This window comes from Paenibacillus sp. SRL342 (assembly GCF_984798905.1).
Genome location: NZ_OZ481790.1, coordinates 2,947,614 through 2,971,635, shown reverse-complemented (window position 1 = coordinate 2,971,635; position 24,022 = coordinate 2,947,614). Strand labels below are relative to the sequence as shown.

General features: G+C 50.8%; 2 protein-coding genes (1 of these 2 running past the window's edge). Both read right to left on the bottom strand.

Features of this window, described 5'->3' with window-relative positions:
• Position 1: 1 nt before the first annotated feature.
• Positions 2 to 20,014 carry an SDR family NAD(P)-dependent oxidoreductase gene (locus AC4E8D_RS13455; RefSeq protein ID WP_490206319.1) on the bottom strand — a complete coding sequence of 6,671 codons (20,013 nt, stop codon included), beginning with the start codon at positions 20,012 to 20,014 and terminating at the stop codon, positions 2 to 4.
• Between the two features lie 111 nt (positions 20,015 to 20,125).
• Positions 20,126 to 24,022, bottom strand: the final stretch of a protein-coding gene (locus AC4E8D_RS13450) for an SDR family NAD(P)-dependent oxidoreductase (RefSeq protein WP_339308079.1). Its footprint extends 6,111 nt past the window's final position; 3,897 of the gene's 10,008 nt are visible here — the last part of the coding sequence; its start codon lies off the right edge, out of view — the gene reads right to left on this strand; its stop codon occupies positions 20,126 to 20,128.

Below are 24,022 nucleotides of genomic sequence, written 5' to 3'. Positions count from 1 at the left end.
CCTATTCCTTCATGAACGCTTCAACAAATTGTGACTCCGTTAGTTCCCCGTCCAGAACACGATTAACCAGTTCCGAATAGCGGTCGTCCCTGGGCTTATCCCCTTTGGGAGAAGCTGTATACATTGGGGAGGAAATACCTAGTGTTTGTGATTTTACAGTTCTGATCTTGCCCCGAATTCGTTCAGGGTTCCCTGCCATGACCATCACTCTGGAAGAAGTGGATGATAGTGCAAGGGTTAATGCCTCAATTCCCTGATTCGAATGCAGGGGTCTCATTCCCATTTGCCGCCACATCATTTGTTTGACAGATGAGTCCACCTTCATGCCGCCATTTTCCCATAGTGGCCAGTTTAAGGACAGTGTCCTGCCGCTTCGTTTGCCCTGACTCACCATCGTTTCCCGGTATGTTGCGAATAGGTCCATGAATGCATTGGCTGTAGCGTAATCACTCTGCCCCATATTGCCGAGCACGGCAGTTCCAGAGGAGAACAGAATGAAGAAATCCAATGCTTCCTTATGTGTAGAACGATCCAGGTGTATAGTGCCCGCCACTTTGGGTTTCATAACCTGACGCCATTCTTCCTCTGTCTTGGCAAGAAACAAACTGTCTCTGATTAATCCTGCTCCATGAATAACGCCGTGGATAGCGCCATAGACTTGTTTGATGCTACCAACAAGGTTCTCCACGGCTTCACCATCCGTTACATCAACCTGCAAATAGTCCACCCGTGCTCCCTGCTCTCGCAATACTTCAAGGGATTGTTCCATCAGACCGTCCATCGGTGATCTGCCCACGAGAACAAGTGTTGGATGCTTGGCTTGTGTGGCGATCTCTTGCGCAAATACAAGTCCAAGCCCTCCCATACCACCTGTAATGAGGTAAACACCATGATCACGCCAAAACCGTTTTTCAAGAACAGTGGACGGTTCAATCTCTTGCCAGTCTGCCAATTCCCGTCGACGACCCGTATAACGAATCCAGTTATCTTTAGGCTCGCAAACGTCCAACTTCAATAGCTGTAAAATATCTGCGTTATCCAACTGTTCGTCCATTTCAATCAACTGTCCCGCAACAGCCGGATATTCGAGTTTAATACTTTGCAACATACCCGACAGCGCAGCATACAAACGCTGCTCTCCATCATTAGGCACAACGGCCTGTATAATTCGCGGTTTATTCGATTCACTGGACAGTATCGTTTGAAGTTTACCAAACACCTGCAAGGCACCATCCTCAAACCACTTTTCGGCTGTGGCCATTCCCTGATCCAACCCAATCGGTATAAACGATGCTGACGGAAATTCAAGCTGCATCTCACTCAACCTGCAAGCGAGTGCACCACATAAAATAACGATATGCTCAGCGTCTGGAGTCTTCCAGCTCCGACCGGCTCCTTCCACCTCCATCTCCCGCCAATACGGCTTTAACAGCAGCATTTCAGACCGAGCGGTTGTGTCAGCACCTGGCGCTGTGGATTCTGGATCGGGAAGCTGTCTAGAGGAAAAGCCAATTAAACGAACACAGACACTTCCTTCTTGATCAAACAAATCAATATCAAACGTCATTCCTTTCCCATCCGAACTGGAATCGGAGCTGTAGCGCACCCATGTCCACATGTCTTGAGCACAAGCTTTATAGATCCGAACTTTCTTTAACGCAAAAGGAACCGAAGGCTGTGGTCCACCTGAACCATGTCCCGCCTTTTTCCCATCCACTTCAGGATGCTCCAGCATCATGCCAATAGAGGCCTGCAACGCGGAGTCCAATATACAGGGATGAAGGACATATGAGTTCATTTCCGGCAACAAATGCTCAGGCAGCTTCAGTTGGGCCAAAACTTCCCTTTCACCGATGAACAATTGCTGTATTCCCTCAAATGCAGGTCCGTACTGGATACCGGCTTGCCTAAATGCGTTGTAACAATCTGCACCCGTCCAGGTCGATCGGCTGCATGCAGCCATGAGTTCGTTCAGGTCATGAATTGGAGGGGATTCAGCTTCTTCATTCCATCCCAGCTGTCCTTGACTGTATACATGACGTTTCCCCTCAACCTGCTGGTCTTGCCGGTATATCTCATAACTTATACGTTGAGGATTTTCTGTGACAGGATGTAATCCGATTTCTACCTGAATGCTGTTAGGGATTGCTGCATCTCCATCCATGACTACGGGACTGATCCACACCACATTTTGCAGAAAAACAGGTCTTGTGCCGGCAACGGTAAGCTGCAATGCAGCCCGAGCCATTTCCAATTGGGCCACCCCGGGAAGTACGGAGATTCCATGAATAATATGATCCTTAAGGAAAAATTCTCTTCCATTGAAGACCGAGCTGAACCTTTGTTCAGTGAAATCAGACGTATTTTGTTGCACCAGGGGGTGAAGAGAAGCCCATGAGCGCTCCCGCGATGGCTGCTCTTCCTCTTGCTCTCTTTCCTTTGACGCCATCCAATATTCCTCTCGGGCAAAAGGATACGTTGGCAGGCTGATGCGTGATGGTGGTACATCGCCATACATCTGTCCCCAGTTCAGATCATAGCCCTGGGCATACAGATCAGCCAGCACATGGAGTATATCCCTCTGTTTCTCCGAGGACAAACTTCTTTCGGTGCTTTTGATAATCCATTCATCCCCATGTTCCTGTAACAGCTTTTGTCCAGTAAACCTTCTTGGCACCACGCCCTCAAACAAAACCCCTGACTTGGATTGCCCCCGCTGTTTCAACATGTATACGGCATCTTCCTTGGACTGCACAACCACCGCACAACGGTGTCGGAAATGCTGTCGTCCCTCCAGCAGAGTGTAGCTCATTGCCGTCAGATCCGGCATCTCTTCCCGTTCCAGTACAGCGATCATGTCCTCTACCTTGCGTTGTAGTGCTGCTTCCGTTTTGGCCGACAGTGCCAGCAAATAATAAGGTGACGCATAACCAGCCGTTCGTTTTTGTCCGCTGCCTTCATAACTTTCCACCACGACATGCACGTTGGTTCCGCTCATGCCAAAGGCACTTACCGCTCCCAGTCTCGCCTGCTCTGTTCGTGGCCAAGGCCGATTGCTTTTGTTCACATAAAACGGCCCCTCCGACCACCGGATATATTCACTTTCCTCTTCACAGTGCAGACTTGCCGGGATCGTCTCATGACGCATCGCCTGTACCAGGCTAATCAGGCTCACCACTCCCGAAGCGGCGAGGGTATGACCCAAATTCGTTTTTACCGACGTCAGCGCACAGGAGCCTGGCTCCATATTTCTTGATTTGTAGGCTTCCTGCAAAGCATTGATTTCAACTGGGTCTCCCAAACGTGTTCCCGTCCCGTGGGTCACAATGTACTGCATGTTCTCTGCCCGAATGCCGTACCGTGTATACACCTCATTCATTAGTGCTGTCTGTGCCACACCACTCGGCGCGGTGATTCCATTCGTTTTGCCATCATAGTTCATGCCACTGCCCCGAATGACCCCGTAGATCGAGTCTCCATCCGCCTCAGCCTGAGATAAGGTCTTTAATACAACAACCGCTATCGCTTCTCCCGGAACCATGCCATTGGCACGCTGGTCAAACGCATAACAGCGCCCATTCTCAGACAGCATGCCCGCCTGGGACATCGCTTCGAGTCCCTGCTCGGTAAGCAGCAGGCTCACCCCTGCCGCAAGAGCCGTGTCGCACTCTCCGGCTCGCAGGCTGGCACAAGCTTGATGAACAGCCGCCAACCCCGAAGAACAAGCCGTATTAATCGCCATGTTGGGACCATTCAGGTCCAGCAGATAGGCTAATCTGGCAGCCAGAATGGCATTGTGGTTGGATGTAAGCGGCCCGTCCAGACCGACAACTTGCAAATACTCGTTATTCTCCACCCCGACAAACATACCTACCCGGCCGGAGGAAAGCTGTCTTTTCCCATAAGCGGCATCTTCAAGCGCTCTCCAGGATTCCTGCAATAGCAATCGCTGACGCGGGTCCATGCTCTCGGCTTCACGCGGAGAAATTTCGAAGAAGCGTGGATCAAACTCCCGTACTCCTGGTACAAGACCGCATTTCCAAGGTTCACGCCCATTGTGGGTGGAAAACCGGTCCTCCGGTGCCATTCTTATCGCTTCCTGACCCTGACTGATCATGGACCACATCTCGTCCACATCTCGTGCTTCGGGGAACCGTCCGCTAATACCAATAATGGCAACAGGTTCCATGAATTGATCCATTTTATCCAGATTACGTGCAGTTGGACGAAGATCGGATGCAGGGAAGGATTTGCCGCCAGCCCATCTTCCGGAACGTCCGGATCGGTAACCTCGGTCCGCGACATTGGATTTCATGTCGGTCACGGCCTTCCTTTCCTCGTACATGCCTACTAGAACATCCCGATGTTCATTTTCCAGATATTCAGCCAATCCTTTCAATGTGGAATGTCCAAAGAAAATGGATGGTGTCAATTCTGCTCCGTAATGACGGCTCAACCGTCCTGCATACTCAGTCAAGCTGATGGAATCAAATCCAAACTCTGCGAGATTGGCTTGAGGGTCCAATTCTTCATGAGGTATCTTTAACAGCTCGCTTGCTATTTCTCCAAGCTCCCACTGCGCGCATTCAGCCACCGTTTTGCCACGCAACTCTACACGCAGCCCTAACGCAGGCGCCGCCTCATTCAAGACTGGATTCCCGACCTCATACGAAGTATGAGATGTGCTGGCCGGCTCCTCAGGTGTGAATTCAACACCCAGAAAACGATGTATGCGTTCCGGTTTCCCCGCCATAACGAGTTGGTGAGCGTAAGGTTCATTTAGAATTTTTGGAAATAATGCCACCCCTTCGTCTTTTTCCAGAAAACGTTGACCGCTGGTTTTGAGATACATAGCCGAAGCATTCTTTTCGCCTGTGCCCATTCCGCCCTCTCTCCAAAGCGGCCAGTTGATAGATACCGTGTGTATAGGACCCGTGCGATGCTGTTCTTGAGCATAGGCCATCTGGAATCGATTCGCCACAGCATAATCACAGGAGCCGAAGTCACCCAAAATAGCCGATGAAGAAGAGAAATAACTGCGGAACTCCAGCGATTCGTTACCCAGTGCTTTGTCCAATGCCAATGTTCCACGAATTTTGGGAGCAAGCACACGTTCAAAATCAGCTGCTGATTTATCCAGCACACTTACCCGACTTTCAATCCCGGCGGCGTGGATCAGTCCGTGAATAGTGCCAAATTTGCTTTTGACAGCCCGCACCGCTTCTTCGACTTGTTCCAGTACGGCAACATCAGCCTGAACATACATAGCCTGACTTCCCGCCTCGATCAATTCATCGAGCCTATGCTGCTTCACGGAATCCAGAGAAGATCGGCCCATCAACACCAGATTTACTCCCAGCGGAGCCCATGCTCTGGCAAAAGCGAGGCCAATTCCTCCCAATCCGCCCGTTATCAAATATGTCTTTCCTGGCAACACGTATTCTGTCCCCTGTTTATAATGCTCGGCAGGCGGGATTGGTCTGATACGGCTTACTTTGCGCAGATCATTCTCATACCGCACGCTACACCGCTGGTTCGACCTTAATTCTTGCCACAGCCGTTCACTCCACCTTTTCCAGTTCACTTCGTTACTGGATGGTTTATCGCTGCTGATCACTTGTAATTTCGTATGGGGCATAACAAGCCCAAGTGAACGCTCAAAACCAATCCATGCATCTAGGTAACAACGTTCGATTCCTGTTCTATATTCCCCGGCGAGCAGAATTCGGCCAGGCTTGATCTTCTCTGCTGCCAATGCCTGAAGCAAAAGTAAAATTGGCTTCGTGTCTTGCAGCAGTAGTGGCTCCTCTAGTGCCGACAAATGTAGTAGCGTATCCACATTCCCATATTGCTGGCTGATCTCCTGAAGCGCTTCCCTGTACTTCGCATGATGATCAAGATCCGTCTCTTTTTCCCACATTCCCGGATCGATGAAGACCAGCTGGATCTCAGGATTGTGATGTTTCATCAGTGAAATGAACCTCTCCTGATTCTCCTGACGGGAAAGTACACATAATATGGTCTGTGGGTTCTCTTCATGATAAAGTTCTGGCTCCGATTCTTCCCAGATTTCCTCAAAAGCCATTAGAAGGCTACCATCAGCGACCTCACGTTCTATCTCCTTTATTTCCATGTCCTCCGGCATATCTTTTGTCATCAAATTCTTTTGGACCTGTAATCCCGCCATGTGTGCAACTACCTGTTCTTTCTCATCACAGAAAGTAACATCCAGCCCGGAATCCAACTCCCTGATCCACATCCACAGCGGATGCTGCAAGTGATCTGCCGTAAACTCCATGGATTCCATAGAGAGCCAAGTATGTTTTTGTTCTTCACTCAGCACTTCATGTACACTCGACTCGCCGGCCTCTTTTGCTGGCATGGCCTTGTTAAGATAATCTGCTGCCTTTACTGATCTTGTCTCAAAGATGTTTGCTGCCAGTGATACAGCTTCAGTCAGTAACTTTGGAGTATATAACAAAGTCCGATCCTGAGCATTAATTTCAGCTGAAAGCTTTATTAACACTTCATTTTCGCCGGTATAACAACAAACAATGGATGATCCTTTAAGTTCTGAAGAAAGTTTTGCAGTCTCCAAATGTGTGCATCTTTCAGTGATGGACTGCATGTCCATAGGCGGACTCACGAATTCCTGTGATTCATATTCAATACGGCCCCTGCTCCACAACTCTTCATCACCGTCAGCTCGTTCACTGAATATTTCATAGATTAAAGATTGATCTGATTCTGGAATAATGGCCAAATGAACTTCCAGCGCCTGCTCTGTCACCACAACCGGATTGACCCATTGATGCTCGGTCAGCTTCATCCGGACCGGGGCCTGGTTCATCTCGCCCGCTCCCTTTAACGCATATTGCGCAGCAGCCCGGGCCATCTCCAAGTGGGCTGAATCTGGCAAACATTGGTAACCCGATTCCATAGGGTCATGTAACAACGGATCTTCCCGTGCAAAAACAGAGCTATAACGCTGATCGCGCAGCGTTGACGTATTCCGGTGTACAAGCGGGTGGAGCTTTGCTGTCAGAAGCTGCTCGTTCAACCGGCTTGCTTCAGGTGATGACTGGGTCACCCAGTATTCTTCCTGGGCAAACGGATATGAAGGCAAATGAATGCGTTCAGGAACAGACTCACCGTACATATTCATCCAATCCAATGCGTAACCCTGACAGTATAAATCCGCCAGCACATGAAGAATGTCACGGTATGCCCCGGTTGCGATCGCTTGAGTTCCATGCTGAAGTTGATGCAAAAGCTCATGACCGTGTTCCCGAACAATGCGCTGTTCAGTGAACTCCCGGCCCACTGTCCCGCGAAACATCTTCCCGTTATTTTCTTTCGTACCGAACTGTTTCCAGACATGCACAGCATCCGCCCGGGACTGTACAACCACCGCACAACGGTGACGGAAATGCTGTCGTCCCTCCAGGAGCGTGTAACTGATTGCCGCCAGATCCGGCTCCTCTTCCCGTTCCAGCACGGCGATCATGTCCTCCACCTTGCGATGTAGTGCCTCTTCCGTTTTGGCGGACAGTGCCAGCAAATAATAAGGCGCTGTATTTCCAGCCATTTGTTTTTGCCCGTTGCCTTCATAACTTTCCACCACGACATGCACGTTGGTTCCACTCATGCCAAAAGCACTTACCGCGCCCAACCTGCCCTGCTCCGTTCGTGGCCAAGGCCGTTTGCTTTTGTTTACATAAAACGGCCCCTCCGACCACTGGATATATTCACTCTCTTCCTCACAGTGCAGACTTGCCGGGATCGTCTCATAACGCATCGCCTGTACCAGACTAATCAGGCTCACCACACCGGATGCAGCGAGGGTATGACCCAAATTCGTTTTTACCGACGTTAACGCACAGGAACCTGGCGCCATATTCCGTCCTTTATAGGCTTCCTGCAAAGCCTTGATTTCGACCGGGTCTCCGAGGCGTGTTCCCGTCCCGTGGGTCACAATGTACTGCATGTTCTCCGCCGGAATGCCATACCGGGCATATACCTCATTCATTAACGCCGTCTGTGCCACACCACTCGGCGCGGTGATTCCATTCGTTTTGCCATCATAGTTCATGCCACTGCCCCGAATGACCCCGTAGATCGAGTCTCCATCCGCCTCAGCCTGAGATAAGGTCTTTAATACAACAACCGCGATCGCTTCTCCCGGCACCATGCCATTAGCACGCTGGTCGAACGCATAACAGCGACCGTCCTCAGACAACATGCCTGCTTGGGACATCGCTTCGAACCCCTGCTCAGTGAGCAGCAGGCTTACTCCTGCCGCAAGAGCTGTGTCGCACTCTCCCGCCCGCAGGCTGGCACAAGCTTGATGAACAGCCGCCAGACCCGAAGAACAAGCCGTATTGATCGCCATATTCGGGCCATTCAGGTCCAACAGATACGCCAACCGGGCGGCCAGAATGGCATTGTGATTGGACGTAAGCGGTCCATCCAGGCCAACAAACTGCAAATATTCATTATTCTCCACTCCTACAAACATGCCGACCCGACCGGAGGAAAGTTGTTTTTTGCCATAAGCGGCATCCTCAAGCGCTCTCCAGGATTCTTGCAATAGCAATCGCTGACGTGGGTCCATGCTCTCGGCCTCGCGTGGAGAGATTTCGAAGAAGCGGGGATCAAACTCTCGTATCCCTGGCACAAGACCGCATTTCCAAGTAGCATCCTTTTTACTGCTGGTGAATCGATCCGAGGGAACGGTCTTAACAGCCGTTTGTCCATTTACGAGAATCGACCACATCTCATCTACATTGCGCGCTTCGGGAAATCGTCCGCTGATACCAATAATGGCAACAGGTTCATCGGCCGCTTGCATTCGCCGTGTATCTCCCAAACGCCAGTACTTGCCAGATGCTTGTCTCTGGGCGTTAGGCTTTCGGGCTTTGGAACGATGCTGTGCCACTTTGCTTTTTAACGGTGCGGCTTGCTCTGTATGTTTTTCTCCCGTTTGAATGTCGTGATCTGCATATTGATCCGTGATGGTCTGCTCGAATTCTCGCTCCAGATAATGAGCCAATTCATGAAGTGTGGTGTGATCGAAAAATATGGATGGTGCCAGGTCCATTCCAAAATGCTGATTAAGAACCGTTGCATATTCAGTCAGGCTAATGGAATCAAATCCATATTCGGCAAGATTTTCATTGCCATCAATCAGTTCCCTTGGAATTTTCAACGTTTGGCCTGCCAGTTCCTTTAACTCCCACCTTACACACTCAGACGTTGTTAGGCCCAAGAGCTCCGGTCTCCGGCGAGAAGCCATGGAAGCAGATGAAGCTTCTTTGGAGAGGATCACAGTTTCTTTCTCGGATTCACCGAATGAAGATTCAAGTACAAATGCACCTGCACTTGTAGTTGCAGCATTCGAATGTACCGCTATTCCGTCGTTTTCTGTCCCCTGCGACATGGCTGTAAAGCCTGCTTCTAATCCCTGAATCTTCAACACTGCGCGTCCTTCTGATGAATACAAACGAATGTCCAACACTTCAAGTCCTGACGCCCCATTCATTCGCTCTCTTCTGTCTACTCTCGCCCAAGAAATATTTGATGCGCCTACTGCATCAAGTCTTTGAAGGGATTGAATGTAAACAGGACTTGAAGCAGAAATATCCAACTGCTGCTTTGCTTCATTTTCAATTTCTGTCCAGCCTAGCCCCCCATAAACGGCAAGGTGAATTGCATCTACTGGCAGTTTGTACACTGGTGGTATAGATAACACATCCGTTGCATCTTCAAACTTGATCAGAATATGGTCTTCCCCCACATATATACGTTCTACCGCATAAGGAGATGAGGACAAGGCTGACTTTGAAGCATGGTTCGCAAAAGCAGTGATTGACGAATCCAGCTCAGCGGTGTAGAGCATATCGATAGAATCAATTTCCAGAGCATCTGATCCTGTGAACTCTGAAGCCACCTTTTTGGCCATTCCGCTACTATATACGGGTTGAAATCCCCCTACATTTTCACCATATATGACGTATCCCACTGTTAAATGTGATTCGGATTGCAATGAGATGTGTAACGGAAGTGGCTGATCAGACACATAAATAGGGTTGTCCCATATCACATCCTGCAATTGGATCGATAATGCTGATTCTGCTGAATCATGATCATCAGGTATGGCCAAATCCAGAGCTGCATAGGCGATTTCCAGATGAAGCAAGTCGGGCAATAATTTTGTTGTTTGCTCTTTATTGATATCCATAAGCATAGGCGAGTCCATTGTAAAGAGTGAAGTGTACCGTTGCTCTTGAAGATCCGAAGTATTGCTATGCAAAAGTGGATGGAGCATGGCTGATCCGTTCGTACCAACCGCGCTGGACGATACCAACTCGGTTTTCTTTGGAGCCCAGTAGCGATTTCGTGCAAACGGATACGCCGGCAGACTGACTGGGCGCGGGTGCTGCTGTCTGTTGTCCCCGTATAGCTCCATCCACTGAATCACTGCCCCTCGTGTCCACGCGTCCAGTACATGCTCATAACGACCTTGGGACAGCCAGCGTTTCACATTCTCTTTCATGTCTTCCTCATCGGTTAACCAACCCGCATGCTCCTGCCCTTGCTTCACATGCCCCTGATAGTACAAGTTTCCTTTGCCTGCTGGTTCCGCCTGTCCCACCTGTTCCACATAGCTGTCCAGCTTGGCAAGCAGCTCCTCCATCGTTTGCGCCAGCACACCCAGCCGTACCTCCATTGCTTCACGTCCGGTTTGCAGTGTATAGGCGATCTCCCTCACTTTCCAGCTGCTCTGCCCGGTACGGAGTGCATCTCGCAGCTGACGGGCCTGCACGACCAGCCGTTCCTCGTTCTTCGCTGACAGCACGATCATCCCTAGCACTTCATTTTGCTCGTTTTGCTCATTCATCTTTTCACGCGTCAGGTCGGGTTCCCGGTATTCCTCCAAAATGAGATGAGCATTCGCTCCACCTGCACCAAACGAGGAAATCCCCGCCCGTCGCGGTACGATCTGACCGTCCACTCTCGGACGTTCCCAAACGTCTAACTCCCGCTGGACCGTGAATGGGGTTTGACTAAAGTCAATATGCGGGTTGGTCTGCTGCACATGCAGGGACGGCGCCAGCTCTCCATGCTGTAATTGCAGCAGCACCTTGGTGACTCCCGCGATGCCTGCTGCGCTCTCTGCATGTCCGATATTGGATTTCGCTGAACCAATCGCACAGTAGGCCTCTTCCGACGGATCTTGCTGAAAAGCTTTACTCAGCCCCGCAATCTCGATGGGATCACCGAGCGACGTACCCGTGCCATGGGCTTCCACATAACTGATCGTCCGCGGGTCAACGCCCGCCTCACGCAAGGCCCGGCCGATGACGTCCGCCTGGGCGTTGGGATTCGGCACGGTATATCCGTTTGTTTTTCCACCGTGATTCAAGGCCGACCCTTTGATCACGCCGTAAATCCGGTCCCCGTCTGCAACGGCTCGTGCAAGCGATTTTAACAGGACCGCGCCCACGCCTTCCCCCGGCACATACCCGTCGCCCCCTTCACCAAAGCTCTCACAGCGACCTTTGCTGGACAGGAATCGTCCTTGAGACAACATGATATATTTGTTCGGGTGGACCGACACATTCACCCCGCCTGCGACCGCAACCTGACACTCATTCTGTCTTAAACTCTGGCACGCCAGATGAATGGAAGTCAGCGAAGATGAACACATCGTATCCACCGCCAGACTCGGTCCGCGGAAATTACAGAAATACGACACTCGGTTGGCGATGGACGCCGGATTACCGGAGAGCGCAATTGAGGACTCGGCCCCGTACAGTTGGTATTCTTCGTACATCACGCCCACGTACACACCCACGATGTCGGTAGCCAAACGCTCCCGCGTATACCCCGCATCCTCAATCGTCTCGTACACACACTGCATGAACAATCGTTCCTGCGGATCCATCATCTCAGCTTCCCGAGGAGAAATCTGGAAGAACAACGGATCGAATTCGTCCACACCGTCCAGAAATCCGCCCCAGCGTCCATAGGTCTTGCCCGGTGTGCCCGGCGCTGAATCATATACCTTCTCCTGGTCCCAGCGTTCAGATGGAATCTCGGTAATACTGTCCGTTCCACTGCGCAGATTCTCCCAAAACTCATGGATGTTCCGCGCTCCCGGGTACCTTCCCGCCACACCAATAATGGCAATATCCTGCTTCTCCTCATCCTCTTGAACCCGATTCGATGATTCAATTGGATTCAAAGATTTCAATGAATCAACGTTCTTCGACTCTGGATTAGTAGCTTGTTGATTCTTTAACGTCCTCTTTTGGCGTAAAATGCCCTTGGATTTAACGTCCTCTATCCCCGGATTCTGTACAGCAACCGAAGCACGAGATATACCATCGGATTCCTCAGGAAGTTCTTCCCCTAAAATGAGTCGCAATGGTTCATGATGGTGCTCAAGAAAATATTCGCTCAGAGCACGAAGGGTCTGATACTCGAAAAAAAGTGTTTTGGGCAAGAGGCCAAACTGTTCTTCCAAATTAGTGGTCATTTGCATAATAAGTAACGAATCTATCCCGTATCGATCCATTGCAGTATCTACGTCAATCCTTGATTTCGGAAGACCGATGACACGGGCTAAACGCTCTTGCAGAAATTGAACTGTTTTCACTCGCAAATCAGCATCATTCTTATGAACAAGGCCAAGGTTCTCTTCTTTTTTATGCAGGTCCATTCGCTCCTTCCCCATCAAGTGGATCTGACCGGTAACTTGCTGGACAGTTTGACTCATGTTCAAGTGTTCCAAGAGTGTCTCTGCAGAAATATCCCATCCATGCCGAGTTAGCAGTCTGCGGGAAAGTTCACTCCATTGCACCGGGTCCAAACCATATTCACTCCAGTCCATGTCCGGGTCCACGTCCTGCTCCCCTACGTTCAACAAAGCGGCCACTTCCAACGTGAGCACAGATACAGCTTCCTGTTGGGTCATGCCTCCCGCCAGTGGGACTCCAAGCTTGATGGATAACGATTCCGGCGAAGGCGCTTGCCTATCTGCGTCTGGTTCTGCGTCTGTGTTTGCTGGCTCGATCGATTCAGTTAACCCCGAATCTACCGGCTCCAGCAGGCTTCTTCGCAGCACCGACAGCTTGCCTTCCGCCACCAATACCTGGCTGCCTCCACTCGCCCAGGCCTGATACAACGCCTTTACTCCCGACGCGGTTCCCAGCGGTCTCAGTCCATGCTGTTTCCACAGACGCTGCTTCCCCTCTTCCTCCAGCTGCATCCCGCCTTCTTCCCACAACGGCCAGTTGATGGATAAGGTTCGCCCTTGACACTCCCCGCGTTTCATCCGCGCATTTCGGTTCACCGCATACGCATCCATATACCCATTGGCGGCGGCATAATCACCCTGCCCTGCATTCCCCGTCACCGCTGCACCCGAGGAGAACAGCAACAGCACATCCAGCGCTTCGGTCCCGATCGCTTCTTCCAGATTCCGTATACCGTTTACTTTCGGGGCCAGCACGGCCTGCCATTCGGATTCCGTTTTGTATCGTATTAGACTGTCCCGGATTTCTCCGGCACAATGCAGCACCCCGTTCACCCGGCCATACTGCTGACGGATACGCCCGAACAGTCCGTGGACCGCCTCCCGATCGGTAACGTCCATTGCTTCATAAAGCACCCGGGCAGGAAGCTGCGCCATCTCTCGCTGTACCTCCTCTGGCATCGCCGGGGATCGACCAGTCAATATAAGCGTACTGCCTTCCGTTTGGGCTGAAATCTCCCGGGCCCAGATCCGTCCCAGGCCACCGGCTCCGCCTGTAATGACGTACACGCCTCCGTCTCTCCAAGGGGACAACCGTGGGACACTGGTCTTCCGCTTTGTCCTCATCTCTGTCTCTGCATTCCCATTCGTCATCTCATTCGTGTCCACGTTCTCATCTCTGTCCACGTCAACCGCCTGCCAGCCCGCTCGCTTCAGCTCACCCGCTTCCCAACGCAGGTGGCTCTCCTCCGCATGGAGCGCACACTGGTGCAACTGCTCGGTCAATATGGCGGCCGATGTCTCTGGCCGGACTTCGACAAGCTGTGCCAGACAGCCCGGATGCTCCAGTCGCACCGTCCGCAGCAGCCCGCTCAGGCCGGCGAAGCGTCTTCCTTGTTCATCTCCCGCCACGACGACCTGCACAGCCATCCGGTGGCTTCGCTGCATCGCAAGCTGCTGCTGCACATGGTGCAGAATGGCCTGAACAGCCTGTCCGTACCGCGCCTCCAACGCCCCCGTTAACACCATCTGCTTCCAGGACACATCCGCAGCCGCGAAGTCTTGCGGGGCCCAATCACACAGCAGCACCGCGGGTTCAACCCCCACAGCTTCAGCCGGTAGGGAGCGCTTCGGCAGCTCCTGCCACTTGGGCTGCACCAGCAGCACACCTCCCCGGCTTTCGGGTACACGCGAGGTCACGCCCCGCAGTCGAATGCAAACCTGTCCCTCCGAATCGCACAGCTCCAGATCCAGTTTACGGACGCTAGCCTCCGCAGCGGAAGATGCCGCAGACTCGGGGCGAACACGCACCACCGCCCACATGTGCGCCTGGCAAGGGGATATCACTTCCGCCTCCTCCAGCGCAAAAGGCAGCGGAGCGGAAGCGGGCGGGTTCCCATGTCGTTCTGTTGTGCTCGCAAGGGCCGTGCTCTCCAAGCTTACTGCCCCCTCCTGAGTAGTGGATCTCAGCACTTCCGCGATCTGATCTCCGGCCAGCAGGGCGATGGATGCTTGCAAGGCCCCATCCACCATACCGGGATGCAGCACAGTGTCCGCTTGCCCTTCGAAGAGCGCTTGTGGCAGACGCAACTGCGCCAAGGCCTCGTTTGCCCCCCATTGCAATTCGGCAATGGTCTGATGGGACGGACCGTACTCCAGACCCAGTTTTCGGAATGCTTCATAACAAACTGCTCCACCGGCCTGTCCCTCTGTACACCGGCTGCGCACAGCCTGCAAATCCAAGGTTTGCACGGCTTCTGCGAGAGGTCTTCCCACACTTACACGCCCTTGACTATACACCCCTTCGCTGGACTCAATTGATGACGCGGCCGATATTTTATAGGACAAGCTCTCATCTGCCTCGGCCTCAAGCACGAGATGGACCTCCAGAGGCTCCTCTCCAACAACGAGCGGCCTGCTCCACATTACATGCCGCAGCAGCAGACTGTGTGTGAGCGGAGGCCAATTTGCTGCATGCGCCGCTGCTGCCCGGGCCATCTCCAGCTGAACAACAGCTGGAAGCAGCTTGTGCCCCTGTACAACATGATCGCTTAGGAAAGGCTCATTGCCATTGAACTGACTACTGTACCACTGGCCCCGCAGCAGATCCGAACGGTTGTGGTGCAGCATGGAGTGCAGTAATATGCTCTCATTTGATGGTTTAACTATTGTTGGTTTTTCTATTAATGGTGAGCAATTCATTTCTTCGTGCTCCACCCAATACCGCTCTCTGGCAAATGGATAGGTGGGTAAGGATATGGTCCAATAGTGACCCTGCTCAAACAACAGATCATAATCAAGTTCATATCCCTGGATATACAGATCCGCTGCAGTACCCAGATGTTCTAAATATTCGCTTGCATGTGTCGTCTTCTGACAACTCCGCAAACATTCATTCCCATATCGTTGTAATGAGGAGTGCTCATGTGAAGTGTCCGGTGTTCCTTGTGAAACCCGAACCTGTGGTGCACTTCCCTTATCCAACCAGCGTTGAAGTATAGTCATCGCTTCATTCAGACTTCGGGTCACACAGGCGAGGCGGAAATCCATATGTTTGCGTCCCAATAACAGCGTGTAGCTCAAGTTACCGCAATCCTGTTCCGGCAATTGTCTTCCGTAGGCGGTGAGTTGTTCAACCTGCTGACGCAATTGTTCGGCGGTACGGGCTGAAAGTGCAATCAAATATCCCGGCATCGGCTCTGACGCTCTGGATTGCAGAGGTCCCTCCTCAATGACCATATGTGCATTCGTACCACTGAAACCAAATGAACTGATTGCAGCACATCTTCTGCCACTTGACCCGGCTTTCCATTCCATCGTGGCTGTAGGGATATAGAACGGGCTGTCATTTAAGGCAATCTGGCTGTTGGCTTGATGAAAATGAATGGAGGGGGCTATTTTTTGATGACGCATCCCCAGCATAATTTTAAACAAACCCGCTACTCCAGCTGCCGTGGCCGTATGACCGATATTGCTTTTTACCGAGCCGATCGCACAGAACTGCTTTTCGTCCGTATGTTTTCTAAACGCCTTCGCCAATGCATTGAACTCAATCGGGTCTCCCAGCCTGGTCCCTGTCCCATGAGCCTCGACCAGCTGGATGTGTTCAGGATTAATATTAAAAGTCTCATATACGTTCTGCTCAAGCCGTTCCTGGGATTTCGCACTGGGAGCCGTAATTCCATTGGTGGACCCATCCTGGTTTATTCCGCTCCCTCGAATGACTCCGTAAATCTGGTCACCGTCATCCAGCGCCTCGCTAAGCCTTTTCAGGATAACAACCCCTGCGCCTTCTCCTGGAACAAAACCATCTGCTGCTTCATCAAAGGTATGACACCGTCCTGTTGGAGACAGCATTCCCGCTCGATTGGAGGCAATGTAGAATCCAGGGGTGGACTGGATGAATACGCCTCCGGCAAGAGCCATATTCGTCTCGCCTGACCATAATCCTTGACATGCCAGATGAATGGCCACCAATGAACTGGAACAGGCTGTATCCACTGTAATGGCCGGACCGTGCAGATTCAGGTAATAGGCTATGCGAGCAGGCACAATAGAATTGGCGTTCCCCCAGAAAGCCTGCGGAGGGCCCTCATGTCCAAATATGCTTTGATAATCCATGCCGCTGCAGCCTACATAGACACCACATTGAAGGCCCTCGGCCTTTTTGCCAGCATAACCGCTATCTTCAAGCGCCTTCCAGGACTCCTCCAAAAAAATGCGCTGCTGCGGGTCCATATAGGTGGCTTCCACGCCGGATATATTAAAAAACAGAGGATCGAAACGATCAAAATCCTCTATAAAGCTGCCATGTCGACAATAAGACTGCTGATCCGCGTAATAAGCGTCCAGATCCCAACGTTTTACCTCTCCAATCAGATCATTCCCGGCTTGCAAATGTTGCCATAACTCCTCAGGATTGCGACTTTGTGCAAATCGGCCACTGATTCCAATAATCGCTATTTCCTCCCTGACTGACGGTGTTTCTTGATTCATTATGGCCTCTTCTACCACAACGTTTTGCTCCCATGGCTTAGCAGAATATGGCTTAAAACGTTGTTCTTCAGGGATATGTACCACAATTTTGCCGATATTACTGCGGTTTCCCATAGCCTTATATGCTTCTTTCACTTGCTGAAAAGGATAAGTGGCATATATCGTTGGACGAACGATGTTCTGGTCAATTAGGATCGCCATTTCCTTCATATAGGTTCGAATTATAGAAGGATCACGGAAGGCCATGCGTCGCAAATCTACCGAATAAAATGCCTGATTGTTTGATAACAAGGATAAATCAATATTTTTGGCTGATTTGAGGGCAGTCATAGCAATTTCAATATATCTGCCACCGGGAGCAAGACAAGCCATCCCCTTTTGAATCGCATCACCCGATAAAGTATTGATAACAATATCTACACCTTGCCCGTTCGTAAGACGGTGGATCTCCTCGGCAAAATCTTGCTCCACATACTGAATGGTATGGTGCACACCCTGTTGTTGCAGATAGTTCAGTTTTACATCTGAACCCGCTGTGGCATAGATTTCCAGACCATAATGCTGCGCCAGCTGTACGGCAATAAGACCTGTCCCTCCGGCCGCCGTCTGAATCAATATTTTTTCACCTGGCTGTGGTTTGGCTTTGTGGAACACATCAAGCATGGTCATAGTGACGGCCGGCAGTGAGCAGGCTTCTTCAAATGTTAACTTTTTCGGTTTGGTTACTACATGAGCTGCCGGACAGATCACCATATTGGCATGACCACCCATCTGCTCACCCATCATGGCCACCACTTCTTCACCACTTCGAAGGTCTGTAACCTCGGAACCTGTTTGAACAACGACCCCGCTGACTTCGAAGCCAGGGGTAAACGGATATGCGGGCATGGTTGGATACAGTCCTCTTACACATAACAGGTCTCCAAAATTAAGTGAAAAAGCATGTACAGCAATTTGCACTTCGTTTGACTGGAGTGAACGCGATTGATCCTGAATCAGTTTAAGTTCATCGGATTCTCCAGGTTTCTCCAACAGCAATCGATAATATGAACCTTCCGAAATGGATCCCAGCTTTTCGTTATTAACCATTGTGCTTGTCCAAGTCGCATTAGGATTACTCCTCTCATCCCGAACTGGCAACCGATCCTCATTCCTATGCACAGCAGGCTTATCAGCCTTACGATTATCGTTGCTCATGTCCAAAATGATGGCTTGTTCGTCTTTCCTCTGTGGAGATGTAGCCGGGTCAGGCAGCATGTACGCCACAATTTCTTGTCGATATTGCTCCAGCATGTGCTTGCTTAAGGCATGGACCGTGTTATGATCGAACAGCACTGTAGTCTGCATCACTATTCCACATTGCTCGTTAATAAGATTGACCAGATTGACGGCAACAATCGAATCGACGCCATATTCAGAGAAACTTTGATGATTATCGATCCGGTTCTGACTCATCTTAAGTGAAGTTTCTATGCTGTCCCGGATGACCGTAATAATATGATCCCGGATCAGGTGGTCAGGAATATCTGCTGTAGGTTGAATGTTTCCAGTCTCCATAACCGGGGATGAATTGGGTCTCCATTCCACGTCAGGAATCGCTCTGGTTTGTGTCAGTACAGGATGAGATACAGGACTCTGTTTTATTTCATGTATAATGATGCCGTCACTTTGAGATACAACGATTTGTTGTCCCCACTCTTCAGCATTTAATGCCGGAAAACGAACATTTCTGAACCCCTCTTTGGCGAGCACCTTTTTCCATGTATTAGGTGTAAGTCCTGGGCAGCCCGGAATACGCAGTGCCTCATCTTCGTATAACCACCAGCCCTCCAACAAACCAAACGTAATATGGGCAAAAAGTGTATTATCGGTTATCTCGTTCAGGAGCAAATACCCCTGTTTTTTGATCGCTGCCTTGATATGTCCGAGGGTTTGACGGATATTGGGTGTAGCATGCAGCACATTGGCCGCGATTGCTATATCATAGACAGCTTCATTAATGGATTGATTCTGCAGTTGTTTGGTCACATCTATTTTTCTATAAGTTAAATATGGGTGTTCATTTCCATAGCGCTGCTCTGCCTGCAATAGAAAAGAGGAAGAGATATCCGTATAACAATATTCCTCAATGTACTGCTCATACGGTCTGAGCTTATCAAGCACAGGGGTACTGGTTCCGCCAGTACCCGCGCCAAATTCAATGATTCTCAACCGAATGGTTGCATTCTTTTTTATTTTTTCTTCAATAATTGTTATAAGTTGCGATCCCATAACCTCATTGAAATAGTCGGCGATGGGATTGTTTTGGTATATGCCTTCGACAAGTGTCATGCTTGAATTGGGGAAAAGAACATCCGTTGCCTGCTTGTATCCCCGAAGAATATCAGGCAGGTGTTTTAATGCCGTTTCTGCCAAAAGGACCTGGGATCGAAGGTGGCCCTTTTGCAGCCATTGCTGTTTAACTTCATCCCATTTCTGCCACACATTCTCGAAGGTAGTAGCGGTTTGCCCGCCCTCAGCGCCATTCCCCTCTTCTTTGGCTAACACAGCAAGTGTCTCTTCCATCCAGCGATGAAACAAAACGGGTATCCCGTTTTTCTCTAACCATTCCCTGGTGTTGGAATAGCTTTTTTCAACTAACCCCATTGCCTTTAATTCCGCTGACAATAATGCGACAAGCCACCCGTGTAACTGATCTGTCTCACTGCGAAGTCCCTCGGGAATATGTTTTGTAATCGGAATATACACCTGATCATCCATTGTTTTAACCTCCCTGTGGTGGCAGATGCCCATTCATTGGAAACATTTATGTTCTGCTGCTCTCCCGTACCGTGCAAAACGGTTCATGCACCCTGTCAACACATCGTTCTGTTAACCATTCAGGGATGCAACTTTGTTCAAGTTCAGCTCTTGCATAAAAAGAGGTCTGGTCGTTCTGACAAGCCCCAGTTGATCCAGTGATCCTGTCAAAAGGATTTCCAGTGCTTTCATCGCTTCAGCTACTTCAATAGAACCGATACCGGCATTGCTCATAAGGGTGTTGTATTCTTCCGAGGCTACACTTCCCACACTTCCCCAATAACCCCAATTGATGACTTTGACATCATAGGAACGCTCCATTGCAAGCTGATGAGCAAACGCATCCTTGAAGGTGCAGCCAGCCGCATAATTGCTTTGCCCAGGAGACCTGGTAAACGAATTAAAGGATGAGAAAAACAGCATGAAATCGAGGTCATCCTGTCCAAATACCTGAGCCATGCGTGCACTTACAGCGACTTTTGCAGATAAGACAGCTTGAAAACGATCCTCCTCCATATTGGCGATACTCTGATCCTGCAATACAATCGCAGAATGAATTACACCATGAATAAGGGGATGTCTTCGCTTGATCTGTTCATAGGCCTTCTGGAGGGAATCTGCATTTGTCGCATCTGCCACAATGTACTCGGGAGCACTGCCCAGGGACTCCAAACGTTCTATACAACGTTGAATGCTTGAATCAGGTTCCCTGCGCCCGATCCAGATAATACGTGCATTGTACTGCCGGATCATGTATTCGCTCCACACCTGTCCAATGCCACCTGCCCCACCAATGACCACATATACTCCCTCTTGGCGATAAGCATCCTTAATTGCATGTTCATTGTGCACATTTACCGGGATCAACTCCTGGCGTAACCACTCGTTATCCCTATACAGATAGGCGTTTCCTTGCCCATTCCAAGGTAGTTCTTGCATTTGGGTCTCCGCCCATTCAACCTCATGCTCCAGATCGAGCAGTTTTATGCTCCACCGGGAGTATTCTTTGGCCAAAGAGCCCGCAAAACCATGAATGCTTGCATGGGTAGGATTAATTTCATCCATTGGAGAGGATGGGATCGCATTTGTCGTAATGAGGGTCAATCTCAAGCTTCGATTACCGTATCCAAGCTCTAGTAGACTCTTGATCATTCTGAACAGCTGAAGAACCCCCTGCTCCTGTCCCTCAACAATCGAATCATCTGCCATGCAAACATTACCGGGGGAAGGAGCGTGCCATATAATGTGATCCAGAATGGCAAACTCCGACAGGCTGTCCTTCCAACCAAGTACGCTGTTATGGGGCAACATATGCATTGCGCCCGGATATAGTTTCAGAGCTTGCTTATGACTTGTATCGTTGTCACTAATGATGAGCACCTTGTTACCAACGGATAGCGGAAGCGCTATCTCCTCCGGCGTAAATACACTCCATATGGGTGTCATCAGAACATGTCCAACAGGAGGTATCCCCCCGGTCGTCAACGGATTTTGAAATAAAAGAAGCTTATCCGCTGTGGGAGCTTTACATGCCAATTCTGTCATCCGAATGCATAACTTTCCGTCCGGACTATACATCTCAATCTGAAACTTGATCAGCCCCTGTGCCCCAGAAGAGTGATCCATCTGTTGGACACGCACCCACATCTCTTCTGTGCAAGGATACAGGAGTTCCAACTGATCTAGTGTAAACGGCAGTGGCACTGAATCAGGACTTCGGCCCCCCTCCACATGTTGCTTCAGCAAAAGACCCATGGAGGCCTGGAACGCCGCATCAAGCAAATATGGATTCATTACATATTGCTCTGTATGTCCGACTGCCGGAGACAACCGCAACTGTGCCCAAACCTGATGATCCTGGATGAACAGCTGTGTAAGTCCCTGAAAGGCGGACCCGTAGGATAGACCCAATCCGTCAAACAAGGAATAACACTCCTTACCTGCTAGGACACGTTCTGCCTTCTCAACCAGCCAAGGTTTGTTTCCGTTTGGTTGAACGGATGCCTGTATTCCCCCCAGCAGAACGGAACCCTTGCAATGTGTTCGTTTGAGTTGCTCAGATCCATGAGTGAAGCTATAGATCTCAAAACCTACGATTCCATCATTCTGCTGTTTAAGTTCGATGAGAACATCAACCGGCTGATCCACCTGTAGAGGTGTCATCCATGTGACTTTCTGAATACACCGTACCTGCAACGAATCATCGAAAAGTCCAACAGCTTGCTGAACCGCCGCTCTGGCCATTTCCAGATAGGCTGTACCCGGAAGCCATTTCTCTCCATGGACCTGATGATGGGCCAAAATCGTTTCCTCGCCCGTAAACGTACTGGCATATCGTTGCAAACCAAAGCTGGATGTATTGCAATGTACGAGCGGATGTAAAATAGGTACGCTTGTATGTTGTATTACTTTGCTCCTCTGTTCTCTTGAGACAAGGGGTTCAGGTACCCAGTAACGTTCAGCTGCAAACGGATACGCCGGCAGACTGACTGGGCGCGGGTGCTGCTGTCTGTTGTCCCCGTATAGCTCCATCCACTGAATCACTGCCCCTCGTGTCCACGCGTCCAGTACATGCTCATAACGACCCTGGGACAGCCAGCGTTTCACATTCTCTTTCATGTCTTCTTCATCGGTTAACCAACCCGGATGCTCCTGCCCTTGCTTCACATGCCCCTGATAGTACAAGCTTCCTTTGCCTGCTGGTTCCCTCTGACCCACCTGTTCCACATAGCTGTCCAGCTTGGCAAGCAGCTCCTCCATCGTTTGCGCCAGCACACCCAGCCGTGCCTCCATTGCTTCACGTCCGGTTTGCAGTGTATAGGCGATCTCCCTCACTTTCCAGCTGCTCTGCCCGGTACGGAGTGCATCTCGCAACTGACGGGCCTGCACGACCAGCCGTTCCTCGTTCTTCGCTGACAGCACGATCATCCCTGGCACTTCATTTTGCTCGTTTTGCTCATTCATCTTTTCACGCGTCAGGTCGGGTTCCCGGTATTCCTCCAAAATGAGATGAGCATTCGCTCCACCTGCACCAAACGAGGAAATCCCCGCCCGTCGCGGCACAATCTGACCGCCCACTCTCGGACGTTCCCAAACGTCTAACTCCCGCTGGACCGTGAATGGGGTTTGGCTAAAGTCAATATGCGGGTTGGTCTGCTGCACATGCAGGGACGGCGCCAGCTCTCCATGCTGTAATTGCAGCAGCACCTTGGTGACTCCCGCGATGCCTGCTGCGCTCTCTGCATGTCCTATATTGGATTTCGCTGAACCAATCGCACAGTAGGCCTCTTCCGACGGATCTTGCTGAAAAGCTTTACTCAGCCCCGCAATCTCGATGGGATCACCGAGCGACGTACCCGTGCCATGGGCTTCCACATAACTGATCGTCCGCGGGTCAACGCCCGCCTCACGCAAGGCCCGGCCGATGACGTCCGCCTGGGCGTTGGGATTCGGCACGGTATATCCGTTTGTTTTTCCACCGTGATTCAAGGCCGACCCTTTGATCACGCCGTAAATCCGGTCCCCGTCTGCAACGGCTCGTGCAAGCGGTTTTAACAGGACCGCGCCCACGCCTTCCCCCGGCACATACCCGTCGCCCCCTTCACCAAAGCTCTCACAGCGACCTTTGCTGGACAGGAATCGTCCTTGAGACAACATGATATATTTGTTCGGGTGGACCGACACATTCACCCCGCCTGCGACCGCAACCTGACACTCATTCTGTCTTAAACTCTGGCACGCCAGATGAATGGAAGTCAGCGAAGATGAACACATCGTATCCACCGCCAGACTCGGTCCGCGGAAATCACAGAAATACGACACTCGGTTGGCGATGGACGCCGGATTACCGGAGAGCGCAATTGAGGACTCGGCCCCGTACAGTTGGTATTCTTCGTACATCACGCCCACGTACACACCCACGATGTCGGTAGCCAAACGCTCCCGCGTATACCCCGCATCCTCAATCGT

Bases quoted from the DNA above. Each gene is read 5' to 3' on its own strand.
- AC4E8D_RS13455 (WP_490206319.1), bottom strand. From the start codon at position 20,014: ATGGATGATCAGGTGTATATTCCGATTACAAAACATATTCCCGAGGGA.